At 68.7% G+C, this 16,855-nt stretch carries 14 protein-coding genes and 6 pseudogenes; 8 read left to right on the plus strand and 12 right to left on the minus strand.

Annotated features, from left to right (window positions below; all coding sequences use genetic code 11):
* The first annotated feature begins 1,012 nt into the window (after positions 1-1,012).
* The 5 genes from GBN72_RS15475 to GBN72_RS15495 all read left to right on the plus strand — a co-directional run bounded on the left by GBN72_RS15475 (position 1,013) and on the right by GBN72_RS15495 (position 7,066).
* The gene (locus GBN72_RS15475; protein ID WP_151772374.1) at positions 1,013-2,803 is read left to right on the plus strand and encodes an IlvD/Edd family dehydratase; all 1,791 of its coding nucleotides are present in this window, start codon (positions 1,013-1,015) and stop codon (positions 2,801-2,803) included.
* Between the two features lie 701 nt (positions 2,804-3,504).
* Complete coding sequence (locus GBN72_RS15480; protein ID WP_151772375.1) at positions 3,505-3,783, plus strand: hypothetical protein; 279 nt, start codon at positions 3,505-3,507, stop codon at positions 3,781-3,783.
* Between the two features lie 137 nt (positions 3,784-3,920).
* Complete coding sequence (locus GBN72_RS15485; RefSeq protein ID WP_164540653.1) at positions 3,921-5,327, plus strand: PrsW family intramembrane metalloprotease; 1,407 nt, start codon at positions 3,921-3,923, stop codon at positions 5,325-5,327.
* A gap of 20 nt (positions 5,328-5,347) precedes the next feature.
* Positions 5,348-6,319 carry a hypothetical protein gene (locus GBN72_RS35285; RefSeq protein ID WP_246212509.1) on the plus strand — a complete coding sequence of 324 codons (972 nt, stop codon included), beginning with the start codon at positions 5,348-5,350 and terminating at the stop codon, positions 6,317-6,319.
* 39 nt (positions 6,320-6,358) lie between these two features.
* Entirely contained in the window at positions 6,359-7,066 is a 708-nt protein-coding gene (locus tag GBN72_RS15495; protein ID WP_151772377.1) for a hypothetical protein, read from the plus strand.
* 89 nt (positions 7,067-7,155) lie between these two features.
* Here GBN72_RS15495 and GBN72_RS35290 read toward each other — a convergent pair.
* From GBN72_RS35290 to GBN72_RS34115, 4 genes and pseudogenes are all read right to left on the minus strand, one after another.
* Positions 7,156-7,320: pseudogene (locus tag GBN72_RS35290) on the minus strand (IS5/IS1182 family transposase); the annotation flags it as partial.
* 120 nt (positions 7,321-7,440) lie between these two features.
* The gene (locus GBN72_RS35295; RefSeq protein WP_246212511.1) at positions 7,441-8,043 is read right to left on the minus strand and encodes a DUF4097 family beta strand repeat-containing protein; all 603 of its coding nucleotides are present in this window, start codon (positions 8,041-8,043) and stop codon (positions 7,441-7,443) included.
* 294 nt (positions 8,044-8,337) lie between these two features.
* Positions 8,338-8,520 (minus strand): annotated as a pseudogene (locus tag GBN72_RS36030) (IS3 family transposase); the annotation flags it as partial.
* Positions 8,521-8,628: 108 nt separating this feature from the next.
* Complete coding sequence (locus GBN72_RS34115) at positions 8,629-8,796, minus strand: hypothetical protein (protein ID WP_164540656.1); 168 nt, start codon at positions 8,794-8,796, stop codon at positions 8,629-8,631.
* An 872-nt stretch (positions 8,797-9,668) separates the two neighbouring features.
* On the opposite strand from GBN72_RS34115, the pseudogene GBN72_RS15510 reads away from it, so the two are divergent.
* From GBN72_RS15510 to GBN72_RS15520, 3 genes and pseudogenes are all read left to right on the plus strand, one after another.
* Positions 9,669-10,221 (plus strand): annotated as a pseudogene (locus tag GBN72_RS15510) (transposase family protein).
* Positions 10,222-10,540: 319 nt separating this feature from the next.
* Positions 10,541-10,756, plus strand: coding sequence for a hypothetical protein (locus tag GBN72_RS15515; protein ID WP_151772380.1), 216 nt, complete (start codon positions 10,541-10,543; stop codon positions 10,754-10,756).
* A 41-nt stretch (positions 10,757-10,797) separates the two neighbouring features.
* Entirely contained in the window at positions 10,798-11,553 is a 756-nt protein-coding gene (locus GBN72_RS15520; RefSeq protein ID WP_151772381.1) for a class I SAM-dependent methyltransferase, read from the plus strand.
* Positions 11,554-11,717: 164 nt separating this feature from the next.
* Here GBN72_RS15520 and GBN72_RS35300 read toward each other — a convergent pair whose 3' ends face one another.
* The 8 genes and pseudogenes from GBN72_RS35300 to GBN72_RS15550 form a co-directional block, all read right to left on the minus strand.
* The gene (locus tag GBN72_RS35300) at positions 11,718-12,086 is read right to left on the minus strand and encodes a hypothetical protein (RefSeq protein WP_246212512.1); all 369 of its coding nucleotides are present in this window, start codon (positions 12,084-12,086) and stop codon (positions 11,718-11,720) included.
* Between the two features lie 297 nt (positions 12,087-12,383).
* A complete protein-coding gene (locus GBN72_RS35305; protein WP_246212514.1) occupies positions 12,384-13,259 on the minus strand; it encodes a hypothetical protein in 876 nt (291 codons plus the stop codon).
* A gap of 129 nt (positions 13,260-13,388) precedes the next feature.
* Entirely contained in the window at positions 13,389-13,769 is a 381-nt protein-coding gene (locus GBN72_RS15535; RefSeq protein WP_151772382.1) for a hypothetical protein, read from the minus strand.
* A gap of 250 nt (positions 13,770-14,019) precedes the next feature.
* Positions 14,020-14,151, minus strand: a complete 132-nt coding sequence (locus GBN72_RS35885; RefSeq protein ID WP_281371839.1) for a hypothetical protein — start codon at positions 14,149-14,151, stop codon at positions 14,020-14,022.
* A gap of 93 nt (positions 14,152-14,244) precedes the next feature.
* A pseudogene (locus tag GBN72_RS35310) lies at positions 14,245-14,331 on the minus strand (hypothetical protein); the annotation flags it as partial.
* 197 nt (positions 14,332-14,528) lie between these two features.
* A pseudogene (locus GBN72_RS36035) lies at positions 14,529-14,777 on the minus strand (DUF317 domain-containing protein); the annotation flags it as partial.
* Positions 14,778-14,829: 52 nt separating this feature from the next.
* Positions 14,830-15,363: pseudogene (locus tag GBN72_RS15545) on the minus strand (TraG/TraD/VirD4 family protein); the annotation flags it as partial.
* A gap of 333 nt (positions 15,364-15,696) precedes the next feature.
* Positions 15,697-16,665 carry an endonuclease/exonuclease/phosphatase family protein gene (locus GBN72_RS15550; protein ID WP_246212516.1) on the minus strand — a complete coding sequence of 323 codons (969 nt, stop codon included), beginning with the start codon at positions 16,663-16,665 and terminating at the stop codon, positions 15,697-15,699.
* Positions 16,666-16,855 lie beyond the last annotated feature (190 nt).

Raw genomic sequence — 16,855 nt, forward strand, 5'->3', positions numbered from 1 at the left:
GTGGGTCTCGATCTCCGCCTGCAGCCGTCCGGTCCACGCTCTTCCTCGGTCGCGGTGTCAGCGGTGCCAGTCCTGCGTGCCGGTCGGTAGAGCCAGCTCCTCCCGGCGCGGCAGTCCCTCCCAGTCCCCGGGAACGGACACCGCGAAACGCCCCGCACAGCGCGCCCCGGCGCAACCGGTCTGCCGGAACGAGGCCCTCCAGCCTGGCGCTGAGATGGCCGGCGCCGAACGCGTCCGCGGCGCCGACCGGGCCCACGCTGCCGACCGGACTCGTGCGTCACCGGGCCCCTGCCGGGACCGTGCTCGACAGCCCCAGCGTGCACGCCAGAAGGACCGCAACCACCGATTACGCCGAACGCGGCATGTCATCCCTCCGGCCCCGCCGCGTCGCCGGCCCCGCTACGGCCCGCAGGCCCCGCAGCGGGCCCGAGGGGTGACGCCCCTGGTGCGCGAAGCCCGGGAGGCGGCCGGCGGGCGCGGTGTGATTCAGCACGGATGGCACCCTGCCGGGGCGCCGCGAGGAGAGGGTCGGCGATGTCGGACGCAGTCGCACCGACCGACTGCCGGACGCGTCACCGCCGCGCCGTGCAGCCGACGGAGCACCGCGGCGGTACGGCCGGCTCCGTCCGCCGGCGCTGTCCGCCGGCGCTGTTCGCCTCGGCGGTGTCCGCGAGGTCCGCGGGGCCGCCGGGTTCCTCGGTGATGCGGGTCGGATCCGCATCACCGAGGAACCCGGCGATGCGGGTCGGATCCGCGAACCGGCGGGTCGCCGTGAGGGCGGTGACTGCCGTGCCGGTGATGCCCGAGCGTGCCGCGCGGGAACCGGCGGCGTTCCATGCGATCGTCTGGCGAAGTCCTGCGTTGTCCGGCCGGACTGAGCGGCGACCGCCACCGTCGAACGAGGAGGATCCGTGGCTGACCGGCAACGGGCCGTGTGCCCAAGCCTTCCCATGAACCCCGCCGGTGCCCGGTGCCGGGGCGGAAGGCCGCACCGTTCGGCCCGGAGGTGAGCGTGTCACCGTCGAACGGCGCCACAGGGCGACTGCGCAGCCAGGCGTGGTGGGCGAACCCGGAGAAGCTGGAGATGACCGCCCTGTACCTCGAGCGGTTCCTCAACTTCGGTCTCACGCGCCAAGAGCTGCAGTCCGGTCGGCCGGTCATCGGCATCGCCCAGACGGGCAGTGACCTGGTGCCCTGCAACCGGCACCATCTCGCCCTCGCCGACCGGGTCAAAGCAGGTGTCCGAGACGGCGGTGGCATCCCGCTGGAGTTCCCCGTCCATCCGTTGCAGGAAACCGGGAAGAGGCCCACCGCGGCACTGGACCGCAACCTCGCCTATCTCGGTCTGGTCGAGGTGCTCTACGGATACCCCCTGGACGGGGTGGTCCTGACGACGGGCTGCGACAAGACCACGCCTGCCTGTCTGACCGCCGCGGCGACGGTGAACATCCCGGCCATCGTCCTGTCCGGCGGCCCCATGATCAACGGCTACCACCGCGGCATGCGGACGGGCTCGGGACTGGTGATCTGGCAGTCGAAGCGGCTGCTCGCCAGTGGAGAGATCGACCACGACGAGTACCTGGCGCGGGTGACCGCCTCCGCACCCAGCATCGGGCACTGCAACACGATGGGCACCGCACTGTCGATGAACAGTCTGGCCGAAGCCCTGGGCATGTCCCTGCCCGGTTGCGCGTCGATCCCGGCTCCCTACAGCGAGCGGGCGCAGATGGCCTACGAGACGGGCCGCCGGGCGGTGACGCTGGTACGGGAGGACCTCACGCCTCGCAAGGTCATGACACAGCGGGCCTTCGAGAACGCGATCGTCGTCGCCTCGGCCGTCGCCGCGTCGACCAACGTGCCGGTCCACATCAACGCCATCGCACGTCACGTGGGCGTGAACCTGACCAACCAGGACTGGCAGCGGGTCGGACGCGACATCCCGGTGCTGGTGAACCTCGCTCCCGCGGGGGAGTTCCTCGGTGAGGACTTCCACCGCGCCGGCGGCGTCCCCGCGGTCATGCGGGCGCTGCATGACGCGGGGCACCTGCACGGTGACGCGGTGACGGTCTCGGGCCGGACGGTGGCCGAGAACCTGGCGGAGGTCCGGCCCGGCGACCCCGCGGTCATCCGCTCCTGCGAGGACCCGGTCAACGCGCACGGTGGGCTGCTCGTCATGACGGGGAACCTGTTCGACTCCGCGATCATGAAGATGTCGGTCGTCACGGATGCCTTCCGGGCCCGTTACGCGGCGCACTCCGGCGATCCTTCCGTGCTCGAGCTCCGCGCCGTCGTCTTCGACGGACCGGAGGACTACCACGCGCGCATCGACGACCCGGCGCTCGGCATCGACCAGAACTGCATCCTCGTCATCCGCTACACGGGACCGGTGGGATATCCAGGCTCGGCCGAGGTCGTGAACATGGAGGTCCCGTCGGCGCTGGCCCAGCGAGGCATCATGGCACTGCCGACACTCGGTGACGGACGGCAGAGCGGCACCTCGGACGCACCGTCCATCCTCAACGCCAGCCCCGAAGCCGCCATCGGCGGCAATCTCGCCATCCTGCGCACCGGCGACCGGATCCGCATCGACCTGGACAACGCACGCGTCGACGTCCTGCTGCCGGACGAGGAGATCGCCGAGCGGCTGGCCCGTCACACGCCCCCCGTGCTGGAGAACCAGACGCCGTGGCAGGAGATCTACCGCTCCACGGTCGGCCAGCTCGACAGCGGCGGCTGCATGGAGCTCGCCGTCGCCTACCAGGACATCGTCCACACCAAGGGGGTGCCCCGTGACTCGCACTGACTCCGGCGTCGCGACCCTCCCGGGCCGCGGGCGCGGTGAACCCGTCCTCCGTGGCCTGGACGCCTTCCCCTGTTGAGCGCATGAAGAGGACGCGCGCGGAACTCCGACGAGCGCGATCGCCGTCCTGCTGATCAACCGCCTCCTCGCGGACCGGGTGTCCGAGCCTGCTCCGAGGCGGCGTCGGTGACCTTGGGCCGGGCCGTCCTGGACCGGAAACAGGCCGGGACAACTGCTCCGGGATGGGAGACCGGCGGGAGGAATCGGGACCGGCCGGTCATCCCCGCTCCGCTGTCCCAGGTCAGGCACCCCTCTTCGAGTCGAGGCTCTCAGAAGAGCCCGACCTCCTTGGCGGAGGAGGAGACCAGGAGGTTCTTGCCTCTCATCGCAACACGGCAGACGGTCTTCAAACACCAAACTCCCCTCGTTATGCTGTGCGTTCGCTCGGGGGAGGTGGTGCCGTGCATACAAGCGGTGGTGAGGGCGGTATGCACGTTCCTGGAGAAGACCCAGGCCCGTCTGTGCCTCCCCGGCTCCCCTCCCCGGTGCAGCCTCTGGCGGAGCCGACGGCAGGGCCGGACGGAGCCGAGCGGCCGAGTCCCCAGCCTGAGCGGCCTGGGTATGAACGACGACCACACGTACGCTTCTTCGCCGTCTACGGCCTGCTCGTCGGGGCCATGTCGACGTGCGTCGCACTGCTCTTCATGCTGGTGATCGACACCGAACCAGACCTGAACGGCCTACCCGACACGCCCATGCCGACAGCCTGGCCCTCAGGGATCCCGACCGATATCCCCACGGAGCTGCCGTCGGACTTCCCGTCGAGCTTACCGACGGACTGGCTGACCGCCGTGCCGACCGGCTTCCCCACGGACTACCTGACGGACTTTCCGACCATCGACCCGTCGATCTTCTCCGGCCTCCCGACGGACGGGTGGTCCCTGCCGACCGACAGCCTCGGCGAGTTCCCGGAGGCGCCGTGACCGTGCACGCGGGCCCGCCGCCCCCGTTCCACCCGCGGCAGTGGCCGCCGCCCGGCGCGCCCCGTCCGCCCACGATGCCGCCCCCGCCCCCGCCCCGGGACACCCGGGCCCGCGCAGTGCTGCTCATCCTCCTGATGATGCACGTAGCGGTGGGGATCCAGATGCTGATCGACCTGAACCGCCCCGAGTTGACGCTCCTGAACGACGGAGCGTTCAGTGTGCTCGACGGCCAGGTCCATGCCGGGCCGCTCGGCAGGCTGATGGTCTTCGGCTTCCCGGCCTGCTGGTCGGCCGCCGCCTTGGTGGGCCTCGTCGCCCTGGTGGCCCTGGCAGCCTCCGGCCCCTCCGGGCGGCTCATCCGGAACTGCAAGATCGCCCTCGTCGTGTTGCTGCTGCTGCCGTTCGCGGCCGTCGCGGTGGCGGTCACCAACATCTTCGTCTCGCCCGGCCTCTCCACCCTGGTCCTCCTGGGGTGCCTGCCGAGCACCGTGCTCGGTGTCCTGGCCGTCCACGGGGCGCAGCGGTATCGCAGGATGCCGCTGTGGCTGCCGCTGGCGGCCTTCGTCGGCGGGCTGGTCATGGGCGGTGGCTTCGGGGCCACGACGGGCACCTGGCTGGCTTCGTACCTCCCCAACTACCTGTGGACGCCGGGGGTGGGTGCCGCGCAGCTGGACCACACCGTGCAGACCGCGGTGTACGTCGGCGCCGGAGTGTTCGAGGAACTGGGCAAGGGCGCGGCCATCGCGGTGCTGTTCCTCCTCTTCCGTCGCCACTTCGACGGCGTTGTCTCCGGGGTCGTGATCGGTGCCGCTACCGGGCTGGGCTTCAACTACATGGAGAGTGTCCTGTACATCACCGCCGGTGACGGCGTCTACGCCAATCTCCAGTACTGGTTGCGGCAGTCTCTGGGCTTGATGGCCGCGCATACGGCGTTCACCGCGGCGATCGGCGCCGGCTTCGGCATAGCGCGCCAGCTGCGGACGCCCAGCGCGCGTCGAGCGGTCATCGCCTGCGGCTTCCTGGCCGCCATCAGCACCCACGCGGCCAACAACCTGCTGCTGCGCTACTTCCAGCACGAGGTGTCGGATTGGTTCCCCAACGTGAGCGATGCGGTCTGGGTGCTGGCGGTGTTCCCCATCGCGATCCTCCTGCTCCAGGGCCCGTTGCTGGTGCTCTATCTGCTGCTGTTACGGCGCGGGCTGCGCGGTCAGGCTGCCGGGCTCGCGGTCGAGTTGTCCGCCGAGGCGGCGCGTGGCCACGGCGCGGTCACGTGGGGCGAGCTGCCGGCGCTGCTCAACCCGGCGCGCCGGTTCCGGGTCAAGGTCGACGTGCTGCGGCGCGGCGGAGGGGTGCGTGCCTACCGTCGCCTGGCCCGGCTGCACGCCGCCCAGCTCGAGCTTGGCATGCACCGGTGGCACGCCTCCCGCGACGAGGTCGACCCCTACGACACGCGTGACGAGGCGCGGCTGCGTGAGCGCGTGCTGCGCCTGAAGACGGACGGCGCGGTACCGCTCCTCGGGCCGCATGAGGGGGCGGCGTCGTGAGGCGCCGCGCCGTCGCCGCGTTGGCGAAGCTCGCGGCCGTGGCCTGCTGGACCGCGGTCCCGCTGCTGCTGGGTGCCGGCACCGCCGAGGCTGCCTGCGGCGGGCTGACCTACGCCGAGCGACAGCAGCCCCCGAACCCCGACGACATATCCGAGATCACCGAGAACCTGTCCAACCCGGGGTGTCACTCCGCAGCCCCCTGGATCGGCGCCGCCAGTCTGGGCGGCGCCGCCGGCCTCGGCTGGGCCGGCTGGGCTCTGTACAACTACTGGGCCGGAGGCCGCCCTTCGGCCATGGCTGTCCCGCAGGCCCCGCAACCCTCAGGTGCCGGCGCCTCCCCGCCGATGCCGCCGCCCCCACCCCCACCCCCGCCGGCGCCGCCCGCCTCGGCAGAGCCACCGCCGGAGCCTGGCGGCCGACCCGCTCAGGGCATGCAGCCGGCGGACGTCCGTGGCATGGGCGACACGATCCACGGCTCGGCGCGCATGCCGGGTGGACAGATCCCGTACCGGGACTTGTCTCCGAAAGCCAAGCACCTGGTCCGGCAGCTGGAATCACACGGCCATATCGGCATTCGCGCCGGCGAGGTCAGCGTCTCGCACCTGACGGAGCTTCAGCGGTTCAGTGCGGTCGAGCACGCGATCATCCAGAACGCGGCCGGAGAGCTGCGCCTGTTCAGCGGCACAGAATACACGTCGACGATTCCCGTGGAACTGCGCGGCCAGGGCTACGATTTCATCGCCCACACCCACCCGGAGGACCGCATGCCGGGGCCGCCCACCGATCTTGAGCGGGTGCGCGGTATCGCGAACAGCATGAGTCGAGACCTTGAGAACAAGGTTTCCGATCATGTCGAGGTGGTGGTCAGCCGGGACGGAAACCTCCGCTTCTTCGACGGCGACGGAATCCTCGATCTGCCATCCGGGGAATTCCCATCGGGTGGTCCGGTGAACGACCGCGGATTCATCGTCCCTGTCCCCAGAATCGGCTGACTGGTAGTCTGCGATCGAGTGAAAGAGGTGTTCCCCGCCATGGACGACGACGACATCACATCGTGTCGGCTCTGCGGAGAGTTCGTGCTGCAGATCCCGGGGGCGACCGGCATCGTCCACAGCTACTGGCTGCTGCGGGCCACCTGGAACCCCGACCACCAGTTCTTCCACGGCCCGCTGCACTTCTCCTGCCTTGCCCAGTGGAAACATCGCGAACCGTTCCGGAAGGAGTTGGCCGGGATCCTCACCGGCCGGGGCCGCACCCTTACCCTGGAAGTCGAAGGGATCGAGCACACGCTGGAGCAGCCCGGCTTCTCCTACAGCGAGCGGCTTCACCAGGACGCCGACTGTGCCATCTACCGGAACACCGCCACGGACCGCTGGCTCGTGCTCACCGCACAGGCATCCTGGATCACTCTCGGCCCGCAGCAAGTCCGTGCTCTCGGCCAAGGAGCTCCCGCCCGCGTCGAAGGAGGCGTCGACCGGGTCGCCCTCCTGGAGGACCCCGGCCCGAATATCCAATCAGCGACGCTGCCGGAGCTGCTCGACCTCCTCGGCAGCCGCGAGAGATATCCCGGCGTGCTGGAGAACGGATCACCGGACTACCAATTCTGGGAATATCATCCCAGGAAGCGAGTCCTGGAGTATTCGGTGAAAATCGATCTGCCTCTCCCGGTCTCGGCAGTGGAATTCTTCACCGAGTACGCGCACTCCTACGAGCCGATCTCCTTCGAGAATCTCGAATAGACTTCGATGCAGGTCGCGGACGATGGTGACACAGCTTCGCGCGAGGAAGAGACGCGAGGAAGAGAGCGGGACGCGGATCGCGTCGACGACCTTGTTGGGCTGGCATTGCGGCGGGCTCGGCGAAAGATGCGCCGGGACCTCAGTCGCGTGACGCTTCGTTCGACGGGTGCTCGTGCCGCCGACAAGGCCCGGTTGACCGTCCGCTGGGTCGTATCGAGGTCCCGACCGGGAAGCCGTCCGATCGGTGTGGTCACCGTCGGGCTGACCGGCACCGGCCGGCCGGTACGCGGGCGGGACGGGCGCGCCGGTCTCGTGTACTGAGCCACGGGGTACCGAGCCACGGGGGATCAGGGCTGTCCTCGGCGGCCCATCCTTCAACCCCGGTGTACCTCGGTGTCGCCGTTCACGGTGCGCAGGGTCAGCCGGCGCGGGTGGTCCGCGGAGCCCGCGGTGGGAGCGGGGACGTCCACGACCGTCCGCCCGTTGACGGTGCTCGCGTCGGCCTTGTAGGGCGGGGCGCCGGCCGGGAGGGTCACGCGCACGGAGCCGTTGCGCGTCACGCCGTCGAGCGTTGCCGGCGAGGTCGTGCACAGCAGATCGACGTCGCCGTTGACCGTCTCGGCGCTCACGCCGTCGGCGGCGAGGCCGCTGGCGCGGACGCTGCCGTTGCGGGTAACCAGGTGCTGGCTGGTGCCCTCCGCGCCCGAGTCGTGCACGGTGACGTCGCCGTTGACGGTGCTCAGGGTCAGTTCGCCGCGCACCCCGTCGACCTCGATGCCGGCGTTGCGGGCCCGCACGGTGAGCGTGATGCCGGCGGGCACATGGACGAGCGGCATGGCGCCGCAGTTGTCCTTGGTCCGCTTGTCACCCTGATCGCAGAGCAGGTCGAGCGTAGGGGTGGCCGCGTCCAGGTCCCAGTGGGCGGGGGTCGCCTCGTCCACCCGCACGCTCTCGTCGTCCGTCCCGACGATCCGCACGCCGCCCTCGGTGGTGACGAGGAGACGGCTGCCGTCCGCCAGAGAGGCCCTCTCGAACAGGTCTCCCCGCGCACCTCCGGCGGCCCCGGGCCACGGCCTGTCACCCCCGCCGCGGTCACACGCCGGCAGAGCGAAGAACACGAGAAGCGCGCACCCGGCCCAGGCCGCGCGGCGGCCGTGACGGAGGTCCGGCCCTCGGCGGGAGCTGCGCAATCTGCTCGGCGATGGCGTCATGGGGCGCGTATGCCCGCGACGGATGAGCAGCACACCATCTCGTCGCAGGCGCGACCGGCGGCAGCGGCCGGTGAGGCCGGCTTCGCGCATCAGCCGGGCGACCCGGCGGCGTCCGCATAACGCGCCCGCCTGCCGGGGTGCCGCGTGGACGCGCGGGGAGCCGCAGGCGCCGCGGGAGTCGGCACGGACCTGGCTGATCCGGTCGGTGAGTTCGGCGTCCTGGCGGCGGCGTTCGGAGGGCATGCCGGTGCGGCGCGCGTAGAAGGCGGCTCGGGAGACCTTGCGCAGGTCACAGGCTCGTTTGACGCTGTGACCTGTGTGTTTCTCCGCCTCGAACGAACGGGTGGACGTTCACCGGGTCTCCTTCCCGAAGAAGGCTGTGGCTCGCTTGAGGACGTCGACGTCCTCGCGCAGGCAGCGGTTCTCCCGCCGCAGCCGGGCCGGCTCGTCCCGCTCGGCACTGGTCAGGCCGTCCTTCTCACCGTCGTCGACCTGGGCCTGGCTGACCCACAGCCGCACCGCGGTCTCCGTCAGCTAGAAGTCCCGGGTGACCTGCCCGATCGTGCGGTCACCGCGACGGCACAACTCGACGATCTCGGCCTTGAACTCCGGTGTGAACGAGCGACGAGGGCGGAGTGCGCCAGACGGGCGGGACGGAGTATTGAGGTTCTCTTCCGCGACCACGCGAAGTTCCTCGATGGTGTCCAGGAGCACGCCAACCAGTTGATCGACCAGTCGATGCGCGAGTGGGACCGGGTGTCCCGGCCTGCTCCGAGGCGACGTCGGTGACCCTGGGCAGGGGCCATCTTGGACCGGAAATAGACCGGGACAGCTGGTCCGGGACGGGAACCGGTGGGAGGAATCGGGAGTGGCCGGTCATTCCCGCTCCGCTGTTCCAGGTCAGGCCCCCTTTTCCGAGGCTCCCGGAAGAGCCCGACCTCCCTGGCGGAGCAGGAGACCAGGAGGTTCTTGGTCTCCTGGTGGTACAGGGACGTCGGGGCCGTTGACCAGGGGAAACCAGTACTCGCGTGACCCGGGACCCGTCGATGGTCCGGGAATGGTCCGGATCTTGGGCGCAGGTTCGACTGAGACGACAGCAGAACGCCTGCTCGGCGGACCGGCGCGGAAATGCGTGCCTTGAACACGCTGAGACTTCCAGGACTTGGGCGGCTGCTCCATCTTCTGCAGTGCCTCTGCAAACGCACCAGCTGTCGGCTAGTAGTACTGCTCGGTGTGCCGGACGCTGGAGTGGTGCGCGATGCCCGTTGGGGCGGTGCCAGTGAGGTCATTCCAACCTGACGGCCTAGATGGTCAGTTGGGCTGACAGACAGGTGAAGCCCCTGGTAGATGGGTTTTCGACCAAGAAGAACCATCTCCACCAGAGGCTTCGTGTGCTTGTCTACCCGTCCGGCGTCGACGTGTCCAGCTCTGCCCTGCGCTTCCTGTCCGCCAAGCTCCGCCAACGCCGCGGGGAGCTCGGCACCCGGTGGCGGCGTCTGAGCCCCGGCCGACAGGCCCTGGCTCACCCTTGCCCACCTCCGCAACGGCCACCGTACGCCCAGCTCGCGGCCGGGTTCGGTATCGTCCGGCCGGTTGCTGTGGGCCTCACCGGCTCTGCCCGGCGCCGTCCACGACATCCGAGCCGCCCGTGAACATGACGTCATCCACACCCTCACGGACGCCGGCATCGAGTGCTGGGCCGACAACGGCTACCGAGGTGCCGGAGGCACGGTCCGCGTCCCGTACTGGGGACGCTGGGAAACGCTTTCCCGAGGTCAGAAGGCCGTCAACCGGTCCCACGCGAAGATCCGAGCCCTCGTCGAGCAGGCGGCCGCCACCCTCAAGTCCTGGAGGCTTCTCCGCAAGCTGCGGTGCTCAACCAACCGCGTCACGGGCCTCGTCCGAGCTGTCTTGACCCTGCATCTGGCCTGCTCAGGCCGATGATGGAAAAGGCTCACTGGGCGTTGCCGTGGAACGGGCAGCCCAGTTCCCTGTCAAGTCTAGCTGTGTTGTAGCCATCTCTCATTTGACTCCTGGTGATCGTTGTTGAGGTGACTCTGCGTAATAGCGGAGAGGGTGGCTCTATTCACGAATCCCGAAAGTAGATCGGCACTTCGGGATGCGGCCCGCCACGGCCGAAGTCGATGCTGTGAACGAGAACGGGAGACATCCCGTCCCTGGCAGGTGTGGTTGTGGGGCCCGGCCCCGCTGATGAGGGTGGGGCCCGGACCGGTGGCTTGATCGGGTCTGCGATTCTTGATCGTTGCCGAGCCTGCTGATCAGGTGGCTGGCGCTCCGTGAGCCCGAGGCCCGGGACCGTGTGACGTTCATCGAGCTGCTGGCGTCGCCAGAGGCGCACACCTATCTCGGCGGCCCTTGGCCGCGTGACGAGCTTGAGCCCTCGATGCCCGTGGTGCCCGAGCGGTGGCCCATCCTTGCGAAAACCATTGGTGCCCGGCTTGCTCCGCTGATGGACTGACGTCCCGCCGTGAGTTTGCCGCGTTGACGAAGGTAGTGGTTGTGACGGAATACGACGTGCTTGCCGAGGTGTACGAATGGCTCATCTCGGATGCAAAGTTGCCTCCAGCCGAGTTCGCTGCGTCGTTCGATGACGCCCTCCGTCTCCTGCCGGCAAACGCTCACGTCCTCGACTGTTCTTGCGGAACCGGACAGTTGGCGGTTGGCCTCGCCGGTCGTGGCATGCAGGTTGTCGCAACTGACGCCAGCGAGGCTATGGTTCGCCGGACTGCAGAGTTGTCTGAGGAGTTCGGGACATCTGTGCGGGCCGTACGGGCGAACTGGGAAGAGTTGCCCGACCATTTCCAGGACAACACGTTCGACATGGTGTTCTGCGTTGGCAACTCGCTTCACCATGCCGCGGGCGCGACAGGCAGGGGTGCTGCTCTGGAGTCGATGTCACGGCTTCTGCGCCCGGGAGGGCGCTTGGTGCTCACGTCCCGGACTTGGGAACTCGTGAGGGCCAGAGGTTCCCGGCTGGACATCTGGGACCGACTCGTCCGCCGGAACGGTCGCGATGCCGTCGTATTTTACCGCTGGGAAATTGCGCCGCATTGGGAGGATGAGCACCATATCGAGATTGCGATCGCCCAAGTTGATGCGGCTGGGCCAGTTCTTGTCCGCTCGGAACTGCTCTCCTGCTGGCCCTACCGGTACGAGGAACTCGAAGTCGAGCTGCACCGGGTCGGACTCCAGACGGAACTGAGCACTTTCGATCTTGAGGCCGAGAACTACATGGTGGTCGCGAGCAAGGTATAAACACCGGACTCTCAGTCCCTGGCCAGACCGTGCGGTTGCTCGCAGGACGCTTGCGCCCTCTCATCGGTGCGGGTTCAAGTGGTCAACGCAACGCCTCGGACGAGGCGGTGCGACTACGAGCCGGGCTCGGGGGCCAGGCGCAAGGCCACCACCGGGGCTCGCTTCTACCCCGACTGGCCGCGGAGCTGGTGGTTCTCAACGGTGAGGACGTTCACCACGCGGGCGAATGTCTCGATCTCGGCCTGCTGACGCTGGTTCTCCTCGATCAGCTCGGCCAGTCGCTCCTTGGTCTTCTTCAGTTCGGCCCGCAGCTTGCGTTCGCTGTTGGGGACCCGTCCCTGGGCTCGGACCTTCGCGTAGAACTCATCGATCGCTGCGGGGAGTTCGGTCGCGAGGGTGAACAGCGCCGTGGACCGGTCCTGTTTGGGCCGGACTCCGATTCGGTGGAGACGCTTGCCAATCTGACTGTCGGTGAGGGGGCGCCCCGGGTGGCCACCCGGGAACAGCCAGGGAACGTCGTCGGGAGTTGCCAATCTTGGTCTTGCCGCGGCGAGTCGCGACGAGCTCGCGAACCAGGCTGGCCAGCGGTGCGGGGAGGACGACCGGCGAGGTGCCGAAGGTGATGGAGACGGTGTCCCCGTCGAAGTGGACGTCGTCGACGCTGAGTTGGCTGATGGTGACGATCTTCTGTGCGTAGAGGATCAGCAGCAGTCCCGCGACGCGGTCCGGGGTCGGCAGGGTGTCGTCGGTGAGGAGACGCCGGGCGTCCGCCCAGCGTTTCTCGCTGTCGATGGTGCTGAGCGGGCCTGACCATCGGACGGTGCCGTAGGTCAGGTCGCTGCGTGCCGGTGCTGTACCGACCAGCGGACGAAGTGGCCGGTCTCGTCGGGGTAGCTGACCGTGGGGTCGGCCATCCAGCGTTCCAGGTCCGTCTGGGTGCAGGTCCCGATTGCGAGCCCTTCGCCGCCGAGCCAGTCGAGGAAGTTGTTTGCCGCGGTGACGTGGCAGCGCACGTTCAGGTCCTGGAGCCGGGTGGTGTGGTCTTCACCGAGGCGGCGCCGGAGCCGGCGCACGTGGTGCCAGACCGATGTCGCAGAGAGCCGTTCGCCCGCAGATACCGCACTCCGCGGTATTCCTCGGTCGGCAGTTCTGGCAGCGTGGGCCATTTCAGGCAGCCGGCTCGCGACGGGCTTGCGTCGGCCGCATCCGACGCACTCCTCCAGGTTCTCGGGCTGTCTGATCATGCAGTTCGGACACAGCGGTCGGCCCTCGGTGTCGCGTGTAGCGGGTTCGCGTACGGCGCCGCAGCCGAAGGTCTGGTCAGTCGAGAGGGTGTAGCCCTCTGCCGCGAGCAGGGATTGGCCGTTGCTCGTTTCGGCGGTGGCAGTCATGGCGCTGTGGGAGAACCGGAAACGCACATCGGGGGCGGGTCGTCCTGCGGGGTGCCAGCGGGTTGTCCAGGCGAGGTCGACGATGTCCAGGGTGTGCTCCAGGAGATCGGCCAGCGCGTCGCCGGCTCGTGTGTGTGCCTCCTGACCTGTGCTGGGGGCGAACAGGTAGGCGGTGCGGCCACCGTGGCCGTGGGCGGTGAACCCGGCATCGGTCAGGAGGCGGGGGCCTGCACGCAAGGGCCGGTTGAGCAGGGCGAACGTGTATCCGTCGGCGGTCGCGCCGACGAAGACGTCGTGGTGGTCGGTGATGGCCAAGCGGGTCCTTCGAGGGTGACGGGTCGTCCTGACGGGGCGGTCCCGGAGCTCGACGCGTGGTCCAGAGGGGGTGCCTCTGGACGGGTGTCTGTTGACCGCAGACAGACGCGACGGAGGTAGGTGTTGGTGTCAGCGCTTCCGGCTCGCCACGGCGGAGAAGGGGGACGCCGCCGGGGAGAGCCGGTGTGGGGCCGGGGGAATGGCGGCGGGGGTGGCGATGCTCAGGTCGATGTGACTGGTGATGTCCTGCCGGTCGAGACGTAGGTCGATCCGGACGACGGCGCGCACCTTCTCCCGCTCGGTAAGGCTGTCCGAGAGGGCGAAGTCGCCGTGCTCGTTCTCGTTCACGGAGCCGAGCTGCCGCAGTGCCGCTCGGGCTCGAGGGCTGTCGGTGACGATGCTGACCTTGTTGCCGGTGAAGCGGATGCGCACCTGGGGGGCGGCGGGCCGTGGGCGTGCTGTCCAGGCGAGGTCGGCCATGTCCGAGGTGTGGGAGCAGAGTTCGTACATGGCCTGTTCGGCCTGGTGGAGTGCGTTGGTGGGCGGGAGCAGGTAGATGACGCGTCCGCGGTGGTCGACGGGGGCGAAGCTGGCCTTCGTCAGACGCGGTGGGCTGAGCGCAGGTAGCGGCGCTTGTCGCTGTTGAGGACGGCGAAGGTGTGTCCGTCATTGGTCGAGCCGAGGAACACCTCGTGGTGATCGGTGATGGCCAGGGGGACTCCAGAGAGCTAGGGGACGTCGGTGTTAGGCCGCTTGGGCGTCACGGAGTGGGCGCCGACCGGCGAGGTGCGGGGGCGTATGCCTGGGCGGCCAGGGCGACGGCGTGATGGACGTGGGCGTTCACCGCGGCACCGCGGACCGCGGTGATGAGCTCGCTGGTGCTGTGCTGCACGAGGTAGGGGATGTCGCCGAAGGCCTGCTCGACGGGGATGTCGGAGGCGATCCCGGCGACGAACTGGGCGACCAGCCGTTCTGGGGCGTCGGTGAAGACTGCGCTCCACTCGGTGTCGAAGCCCTCGCACAGCGAGGCGTTGACGGTCCAGGTGGCTGGGGCTTGCGGTGTGTGGCGCAGAGTGCAGTGCCCGTCGGGCGAGGTGAAGCCGTTGCTGTCGCGGCGGGCGGTCCACTGACGGTCGGCGGCGACGCTCGACGGGCTGCCGGCGTGAGGGGGATCTGCTCACAGTGCCGGTGGTCACCGAGAAGCTGTGGCAGGGCCTGGGTGACGGCGGCGATGGCCTCGACCGGTGTCTGGCGGGTGAACTTCACTTCCCAGTTCGGCTCGTGGTGGGCGATGGTCCACCAGATGCCGTCGAAGCGCATGGGCTCGAAGGTGATGAACAGGCAGTGGTCCGGGCTGTCGAGAGTGACGAGGCCGGTCGCCGGGTCGTGGGTGGTGTGCCAGTCGACCAGGTGGGTCAGCGGGCCGATGACGTTGCCCAGGCTGTCCGCACCGGTACCGGCGAGGTACCGCGGAGAGATGAGGACGCGGTCCGTGGGCTGGAAGGCGGCATGGTGCATGCGTGGGTTCTCTTCCGACGGGAGTTCGGGGCGGAATCCGGGTGCGCCGGTCTCAGGCGTCCGATGCCGTACGCACGGCAGGAGCCCCGGCCTTGGCGACGGCTCGGGCGGTGATGGCCTTGGAGGCGCGGGCGGAGGCGGCGGAGAGGGTGTCGGCGTCGGGCTCGAGGTACCAGGGGCGCAGGTCGAGCATGGCTGCGCGCATGCCGGTGGCGAAGCACAGGGCGGTGCCCTTGGGGAGGGCGCGGATCGCGTCGGCGGGCAGGATGCGTTCCTGCCGCCTGGAGACGGAGGTGGACTTGCCGGAGTCGGAGGTCGAGGTGGTCTCGAGGTCGTGGTCGCCGATGAGGCGGGAGAGCTTGTCGGCGAAGTCGGGGTCGTCGATGCCGGAACCGATGACCATGATGGTGGAGGCGGACCACATGGCGTCCATGCCGGCGTCGCCCCAGACCTTCTGGCCCAGGCGGTAGGACTGCAGGATGGTGATTGGGATGATGCCGCGTGAGCCGAGGTGGGAGTACAGGTCGGGCAGGTCGCTGATCTTGCAGACGTTGGCGGCCTCGTCGAGGATCGCGAGCATCGGCGGGGCCGAGTACGAGGTCAAGATATTCGATCACCTGCTGGGATGGCTCTGGCCGGGCGCCCTCGCACCTTCCTCGCTTGTGGAAGCGGCCGGCATTCGTGCTGACGCCCAGATCATTCACCTCGCAGTGCGCGCGTGGTGCCGGCGCTGAGCAGGCTTCCCTGTCGTACGGCGGGAACCACCCGTGGATCGGTTTCGTGGTACCACGGCCGCGCGGTACGCCGAAACCGCTCTTCCAGGGTCTGGAAGCACGAGCTCAGGCATAGCCGTCGATCACGGCCACAGCCGTCCGTCTCGCCCTCTCACCGGTGGGTGGTGGCCCAGCGGGGCAGCGGATCATCGGACCCGCAGGTCGGCGTGGACCAGGTCGTGGTCCGAGTAGGTGGGGTGGACGCCCAGGCTCGGTGCGGAGTAGCGGCCGTTCTTGCGGAGGAAGATGTAGTCGAACTTCTTCCGGTACGGGGACGCATCGGCGGTCGCCTGGCAAGGGGGACGGTTCCGGGTCGGGCCACAGGAGGGGTCAGCGTCCCGGAACTGGTTCCACATGGGCTTCATCTCGGAGTACGCCGGGTCGGCGTTGAAGTCTCCCAGAACGATGGCGTTGCGGTACTTCTTGGCCGCGGACAGCAACTCGCTGATCTGCTTCTTCCGCGCGTCCCTCTGACCCGACTGCGCGAGATGGGTCGCGAAGACACGTGCCTTTTTGCCGGCGACGGTGGTGTGGGCCGACACGTATCCGCGTTCTTCGCTCCCGCCTTCCGAGTAACGCTTGTTCACGATGCCCGTCAGCGGCGCGGCGGAGAGAATCGCGTTGCCGTAGGCGGAGCCGGCGCCGAGGCAGGCCCAGCTGTCCGTCTGAACGCTCCCGTGTGCGACGTAGTAGTGATAGCCCTTCTTCTCGAGCTTCTTGACGATGTTCTTCGTTTCCTGAACGCAGATCTCCTCAAGCGCGATGACCTGCGGGCGATACCTGGCGATCTCGTTCACGATCCGGGTGAGGTGACGGTCGTAATGACCGACGCGGGAAGGATTGTGCACGTTGAAGTTGGCGACCCTGTTCGAGAATGCGACGACTGCGGCCTTCGCGACAGGCTCTACGACAGAGGCATCCTCCGTTGACCCCGGCTTCGCCGGGTCCGCCGCGTTCATCCGGTCCGAGTGAGCGGAGCCCGTGCCCTCGGGCTCACTCGCCGCGCATGCCGTGGATACGAGCATCGTGGTCGCCCCGGCAGCCCCGACGACACAGGCCCTCCAGCCCTTCAGGTTCCTACCCCTCTTGCGGTTCGTGCGGACAGAGGCATTCATGGTGTTCCCCCTTGGTCGGTCGTGACGGTCACTCTCGGCTCCTGGATTTTCCATACCCGGCAGAGGCCCGATGTCGTGACGTGACATTTCTTATCGGGCTGGTGCGTCGACACATCGTCCTGACGAGGTGTCCACGAGATTAGGAGAGCGCGGGTGTCGAGGGCGTCCGGCAAAGGGCCAGCAGCTGTGT

Origin of the sequence: Streptomyces abyssomicinicus, assembly GCF_008974245.1 — a bacterium.
In the GTDB taxonomy this organism is placed as follows: Bacteria; Actinomycetota; Actinomycetes; order Streptomycetales; family Streptomycetaceae; genus Streptomyces; species Streptomyces abyssomicinicus.

What these genes read in the sequence shown, in the direction of transcription:
- GBN72_RS15480 (WP_151772375.1), top strand. Translation starts at nt 3,505, where the DNA reads ATGCTGGTGATCGACACCGAACCAGACCTGAACGGCCTACCCGACACG.
- GBN72_RS15485 (WP_164540653.1), top strand. Translation starts at nt 3,921, where the DNA reads ATGCACGTAGCGGTGGGGATCCAGATGCTGATCGACCTGAACCGCCCC.
- GBN72_RS15495 (WP_151772377.1), top strand. Translation starts at nt 6,359, where the DNA reads ATGGACGACGACGACATCACATCGTGTCGGCTCTGCGGAGAGTTCGTG.
- GBN72_RS15535 (WP_151772382.1), bottom strand. Translation starts at nt 13,769, where the DNA reads ATGTACGAACTCTGCTCCCACACCTCGGACATGGCCGACCTCGCCTGG.
- GBN72_RS15550 (WP_246212516.1), bottom strand. Translation starts at nt 16,665, where the DNA reads ATGAATGCCTCTGTCCGCACGAACCGCAAGAGGGGTAGGAACCTGAAG.